Below are 6,429 nucleotides of genomic sequence, written 5' to 3'. Positions count from 1 at the left end.
CGGCAAGACGCTGATGACGCTGGCCGCCGGCCTGTCGCAGGTGCTCGACGAACGCCGCTACAGCGAGATCATCGTCACCCGCGTGACCGTGCCGGTCGGTGAGGACATCGGCTTCCTGCCGGGCACGGAAGAGGAAAAGATGGGCCCGTGGATGGGCGCGCTCGACGACAACCTGGAAGTGCTGGCGCGCGGCGACAGCACCGCCGGCGAGTGGGGTCGCGCGGCCACCAACGACCTGGTGCGCAGCAAGATCAAGATCAAGAGCCTGAACTTCATGCGCGGGCGTACCTTCCTCAACAAGTACGTGATCATCGACGAGGCCCAGAACCTGACGCCCAAGCAGATGAAGACGCTGATCACGCGCGCGGGTCCGGGCACCAAGATCGTCTGCCTGGGCAACCTGGCGCAGATCGACACGCCCTACCTCACCGAAGGCAGCTCCGGCCTGACCTTCGCGGTCGACAAGTTCAAGGGCTGGGCCCACAGCGGCCATGTGACGCTGGCCCGTGGCGAGCGCTCCAGACTCGCGGACTTCGCGTCCGAGGTGCTCTGAGCCTTGCCCTGCCCCATGACGACAAAGCCACCCCTCGGGGTGGCTTTTTCTTGCCCGCGAATCGGGGATGGAGGGCGCGCGATCAGTCCTCGGGCGTGAGCTTGGACCGCACGGTCTCCTCGGCCGCGCCCTCGTCGCGGCGCAGCTGGTGGAAGATGAACGCCGCCATCGCGGCCATCGCGCCCAGCGCCAGGTAGGTGCCGTGGAAGGCCGGCACGATGGCGCGCCCTCGGTGCGCGCCAGGCCGTGCGAGAACAGCAGCAGGAAGGCGCTGGAGGTCGCCACGCCCAGGCTCATCGACAGCTGCATCACCACCGCCAGCAGGCTGTTGCCCGCGCTGGCGGTGCGCTCGTCGAGGTCACCCAGCGTCAGCGTGTTCATCGCCGTGAACTGCATGCTGTTGACCATGCCGAACAGGCCCAGGTGGATCGCCAGCCAGACATGCCCCACGCCGCGCGGAATCAGCGCGAAGCTGGCGATCAGCACGCCCAGCAGCAGCGTGTTGACGATCAGCACGCGGCGGTAGCCGGCGCGCTTGATCAGGCGGATGGCCAGCGTCTTGGTGAACATCGCGCCCAGCACCGAGGGGATCATCGACAAGCCGGCCTCGCTGGGCGAGAAGCCCAGCCCCACCTGCAGGAACAGCGGCGTCAGGAAGGGCGTCGCGCCGCTGCCCAGCCGCGCGAACACATTGCCCAGCAGCCCGATGCGGAAGGTCGGCACGGCGAAGAGCGCGGGCGAGAACAGCGGCTCGTCGGCGCGCGTCGCATGCAGCCAGTAGGCCATCATGCAGGCCACGCCCGCCACCAGCATCACGAAGCACACGGCCACGTTGACCACATGCTCGCCGAAGCCCTGCAGCGCCAGCGACAACAGCATCAGCCCCACGCTGAACAGCCCGTAGCCGCCCCAGTCGAAGCGCCGGCCGAGCGGCCCCTTGATCTGCGGCATGTAGCGCCGGCAGGCCCAGGCGCCCGCCACGCCGACCGGCAGGTTGATCAGGAAGATCCAGTGCCAGCTGGCGTACTGGGTCAGCACGCCGCCCAGCGTCGGCCCCAGCAGCGGCCCCACCAGCCCCGGCAGGCTGATGAAGGTCATCACCGCGAGGAACTCGCCTTTCGGGAAGGCCCGCAGCACCACCAGCCGCCCCACCGGCACCAGCAGCGCGCCGCCGATGCCCTGCACCACCCGCGCCGCGACCAGCACGTGCAGGCTGGGCGACACCGCGCAGGCCAGCGAGCCCAGGCTGAACAGCCCGATCGCCCACAGGAACACCGTCCTCGTCCCGAAGCGGTCCGCCAGCCACCCCGAAGCGGGGATCAGCAAGGCCACCGTCAGCAGGTAGGCCACGACGGCGGATTGCATCCGCAGCGGGTCCTCGCCGAGGTCGCGGGCCATGCCGGGCAACGCGGTGTTGAGGATGGTCGTGTCCAGCGTCTGCATGAAGAACGCGAGCGCGACGACCCACGGCAGCCAGCGGCGCGTGGCGTCGTCAAGGACCGGTCGGCCGAGCGCGTCCAGCGGTGTCGTCGAGGTGGGAGGCATGGGCGGCATCCGGCAAGTATCGAACCGGGCCAGCGTAGGATGTGCGCCTATCGCGGCGCTCATCCGGCCGCCCACGACCCATGCGCTTCTACGTTTCCGATCTCGACGGCACCCTGCTCGATCCGCAGGCCCGGCTCTCCGACACCACCCGGGCCGGCCTGACCGAGCTGCTGGCCGAAGGCCTGGCCTTCACCGTCGCCAGCGCGCGGCACGTGGTCTCGATCGCCCGCATCCTCGAGGGGCTGCCGATCTCGCTGCCGGTCGTCTCGTCCAACGGCGCCTACATCAGCGACCTGCGCACCGGCCGCCATGAACTGGTCAACGCGATGGAGCCGGCGCTCGGCCAGGCGATCTTCGCGCTGGTGCGCCGCCACGGCCTGATGCCGTTCATCGCGACGCACGGCGTCAAGGGCGACCAGCTGTTCTGGCAGGAGGTCCAGAACGAGGGCCAGCAGCGCTTCGTCACCGAGCGCCAGCGCAACGCCGATCCGCGGCTGCGCCATGTGGACCGGCTGCAGGACCAGTTGGCGGATCCGCTGGTGACGCTGCTCGTCGTCGGCCGCGCGGAGCCCCTGGAGGCGCTGCAGGCCGAGATCCTCGCCACCTGCGGCGACCTGGTGACGACGCACCTGGCCGAGGACATCTACATGCCGGGCTGGCCCTGGCTGAACGTGCACGACCGCCGCGCCAGCAAGGACCAGGCGATCGCATCGCTGGCGCAGCGCTACGCGCTGCATGAGCGCGAGCTGGTGGTCTTCGGCGACCAGGTCAACGACCTGACGATGCTGCGATCAGCGCACCATGCGATCGCGGTGTCGAATGCCAGCGACGACGTGAAGCTGGCCGCCCACCGCATCATCGGTGCGCATCACGAGGACGCCGTGGTGCATTTCATCCGCGAGGACTGGCGCGCCCTGCTGGGCCGCTGACGGCGGCGGGGCTCGCATCGCGCGAACGGCGCGCCGGCGCCCTCGCCCTCAGCACGCCATCGAACGGCCGCTCTCGGGTTCAGCCGGCGCCCGCGACCAGCTCGCGGATCTGCTGCAGGGCGGCTGGATCGTCCAGCGTGATGAGGTCGCCCGGATCGCGCTGCTCGCACACCGCCTGGATCGCGCGCCGCAGCAGCTTGCCCGAGCGGGTCTTGGGCAGCAGCTGGACGAAGCGCACCCGCGACGGCCGCGCCACCGCGCCGAGCTGCTGGTCGACGCGCTTGAGGATCTCGCCCTCCAGGGCCAGCGCTGCCTGCGGCGTCGCGGCGCGCGCCGGGTCCTTCAGCACCGCGAAGGCCATCGCGACCTGGCCCTTGAGCGCATCGGCCACCCCGACCACCGCGACCTCGGCCACCGCCGGATGGCCGGCGATGCACTCCTCGATCTCGCGCGTGCCGAGGCGATGGCCTGCGACATTGATCACGTCGTCGCTGCGGCCGAGGATGAAGTAGTAGCCGTCCTCGTCGCGCAGCGCCCAGTCGAAGGTCGAGTAGACCTGCCGGCCGGGCACGCTCGACCAGTAGGTGCGCACGAAGCGCTCGTCGTCGCGCCAGACGGTCTGCATGCAGCCCGGCGGCAGCGGATACGCGATCGCGAGCAGGCCCTTCTGATTCGGCGCCTCCAGCACCGCGCCGGTCTGCTCGTCCAGCAGCTGCACGCGGTAGCCGGGCATCGGCACGCCCGGCGAGCCGAACTTCGGCGCCGCCGGCTCGACGCCGCGCGCCAGCGTCAGGATCGGCCAGCCGGTCTCGGTCTGCCAGTAGTTGTCGATGACGGGCTTGCCGATGGCGTCGGCGATCCAGCGCGCGGTGGGCTCGTCCAGCGGTTCCCCGGCCAGGAACAACGCCCGCAGCGAGGACAGGTCGTGCCGCGTCAGGCAGGCCGGGTCCTGTTTCTTGAGCACCCGCACCGCGGTGGGCGCGCTGAACATCACCGTCACCCGGTATTGCTCGACCAGCCGCCACCAGACCGCCGCGTCGGGGCTGACCGGCGTGCCCTCGTACATCAGCGTCGCCATGCCGGCGATCAGCGGTCCGTAGACGATGTAGCTGTGGCCGACGACCCAGCCGATGTCGCTGGTCGAGAAGAAGGTCTCGCCCGCGCGGCCGTCGTAGATCAGCGCCATGCTGGTGGCCAGCGCGACCGCATGGCCGCCGACATCGCGCTGCACGCCCTTGGGCCGCCCGGTCGTGCCGCTGGTGTAGAGCGTGTAGCTGATCGCGTCCGACGGCAGCCATTCGCAGGGCACGCGCGTGCCCCACAGGCGCTTTCGCAGCGCGGCGTGATCCAGGTCACGGTCCGCGACGCGCTCGAACGGGCTCAGGCCGCGGTCGATCATCAGCACCTTCGCCGGCTTGTGCGCGGCCAGGCGGATCGCCTCGTCCAGCAGCGGCTTGTAGGGCACGATGCGCCCGTTGCGGCTGCCGGCGTCGGCACTGACGATCAGCACCGGCTCGGCGTCGTCGATGCGGTTGGCCAGCGCATGACTCGCGAAGCCGCCGAACACCACAGAATGGACCGCGCCGAGGCGGGCGCAGGCCAGCATCGCGAACGCCGCCTCGGGAATCATCGGCAGGTAGATCAGCACCCGATCGCCGGCGCGCACGCCCTGCCCGGCCAGGATCGCGCCCATCACCTCGACCTCGGCCTGGAGCTCGGAGAAGGTGTAGACGCGCTCCTGCCCGACCTCGCTGGAGACCCAGATCAGCGCCGCGTCGCCCGGCCGCGTGGCGGCATGGCGATCGACCGCGTTGTGGCACAGGTTGGTCCGCCCGCCGACGAACCAGCGCGCGAAGGGCGGGTGGCTGGTGTCACAGACCTGGTCGAACGGGCGTTCCCAGTCGATGCGCCTGGCCTGCTCCGTCCAGAAGCCGTCCGGATCGTCGATCGAGCGCCGGTACATCGCCGCATAGCTGTCGGTCATCGGGGTCTCCTCATGTCGAATGCGCGACTTCCGCACGGATCCTCGCACCGCGAGCTTTGCTGAAACTTTCGTTCACAACGTTTGGCGGAGGGCCTGTGGTCCAATCCGGGTTTTTCCTGGGAAGGGTCTCGTGGCCACGCCCGGACTTTCCCTAGCCAGGCGCTGCCCCACGGGCATTCGCGCTTGACCGGTACGGAGATGGTGCCTAGTCTCCGCGCCCAACAACGATGAGAACTGTTCGTCCCTCCCGCTCGGCTCCCTCTCGCAATTCGCTCCAGCGCGCCATGGCCGCACTGGGGCTGATCTGCGTCCTGGCGAGCGGAAGTTGCTGGGCGCAACAGTCGACGTCGTCCACCACCGACAAGCCCAAGGCGCAAGCCAAGGCCGCGCCGGACAAGCCGGCCGCGAAGAAGAAGCCCGAAGCGAAGAGCGCGAAGACCGCCGCCAAGGCCTCGAAGGACACGAAGGCCGCCAAGCCGGTCGCGTCGAAGAACGGCGCCAAGGATCCCAAGGCCAAGGCCGAGGACGACAAGGCGTCGACCGCCTCCGAGGCTGTCACGGACAAGGCCATCGCGGCCAGGCCGGAGGCGAAGGTCGCGGAAAAGACCGCGGACAAAGCCGCAGAGAAGACTTCGGAGAAAACCGCGCCGGCCAGGTCCGAGGCGAAAACGCCGGACGCCAAGGCCGATGCCCGCGCCGAAGCCGGCGTCGACGGTCAGGCGCTCGACGAGGTGCGCAGTGGGTGCGGTCGAGTCACGCATGGCCTTGCACCACCGGGCCGTCGCCGTCGCTGTCGCCGCTGCCGCTGCCGCTACTCCCGCGACCGCTACTGCTGTTGCCGTTTCCGTTTCCGTTTCCGTTGCCGCGCGCGTGGCTGCTTTTTCATCGGGCGACAGCGGCAGGCACTCGATCACGCGGCAGGCCGCCTCGTCCGCGAGCGCCTGCGCCGATGCCGCGTCCGGCGACGCGACCCAGGCCATGCGCGCTTCCAGCCAGGCGGCATGCGCCTCCTCGAAGCGCTGCATCGGCGCCGCGTCCAGCCACAGGCAGCGCAGCGTCAGGTGAGCGGGGCAGCTGATGCGCAAGGTCTCCTCCGCGAAGTTCCGGAACGCCGGCTGCGAGCAGCGCTGCGTCCAGCCGGGCAGCACCACCGTCACGCGCAGCCGGTGGAAGTCTTCCGGCAGACTCAGCCGCGCATGCGCGGGGCCGCCCGGCTGCGTGGGCCGCAGCAGCAGGTGCTCGACCACGTGCAGGCCTTCGCTTTCCTGGTCCAGGTGGCGCAGGTACAGGCGCAGGCTGGCCGCGCCGCGTCGCGCGGCGTCGGCATCCGGAAACTCGCCCAGCAGCCACCAGCGGCCGTGTTCGTCGGGACCCAGCGCGAGCCGACGCGGACCATGCTCGCCGCTGCCGCTGCCGCT

General features: G+C 70.2%; 3 protein-coding genes and 2 pseudogenes. 3 read left to right on the top strand and 2 right to left on the bottom strand.

Annotated features, from left to right (window positions below; all coding sequences use genetic code 11):
- A partial coding sequence (locus tag FUT87_RS12760; protein ID WP_147241260.1) for a PhoH family protein occupies nt 1-553 on the top strand: 553 nt, incomplete at its 5' end.
- A 90-nt stretch (nt 554-643) separates the two neighbouring features.
- Here the strand turns inward: FUT87_RS12760 and mdtD are convergent.
- A pseudogene (mdtD, locus tag FUT87_RS12755) lies at nt 644-2,107 on the bottom strand (multidrug transporter subunit MdtD); the annotation flags it as partial.
- A 71-nt stretch (nt 2,108-2,178) separates the two neighbouring features.
- Between mdtD and FUT87_RS12750 the strand changes: the two are divergent.
- Nucleotides 2,179-3,027: an HAD family hydrolase gene (locus tag FUT87_RS12750; protein ID WP_147241259.1), complete on the top strand. Its 849-nt coding sequence runs from the start codon at nt 2,179-2,181 to the stop codon at nt 3,025-3,027.
- 79 nt (nt 3,028-3,106) lie between these two features.
- On the opposite strand, the gene FUT87_RS12745 is transcribed toward FUT87_RS12750, so the two are convergent.
- Nucleotides 3,107-5,047, bottom strand: coding sequence for a propionate--CoA ligase (locus FUT87_RS12745; RefSeq protein WP_255511797.1), 1,941 nt, complete (start codon nt 5,045-5,047; stop codon nt 3,107-3,109).
- Between the two features lie 248 nt (nt 5,048-5,295).
- On the opposite strand from FUT87_RS12745, the pseudogene FUT87_RS12740 reads away from it, so the two are divergent.
- Nucleotides 5,296-6,429 (top strand): annotated as a pseudogene (locus FUT87_RS12740) (hypothetical protein); the annotation flags it as partial.

It is taken from the genome of Mitsuaria sp. TWR114 (assembly GCF_007997345.1).
Note: the sequence above shows the minus strand (reverse complement) of the source record. Positions and strands in the feature narration are given on the sequence as shown.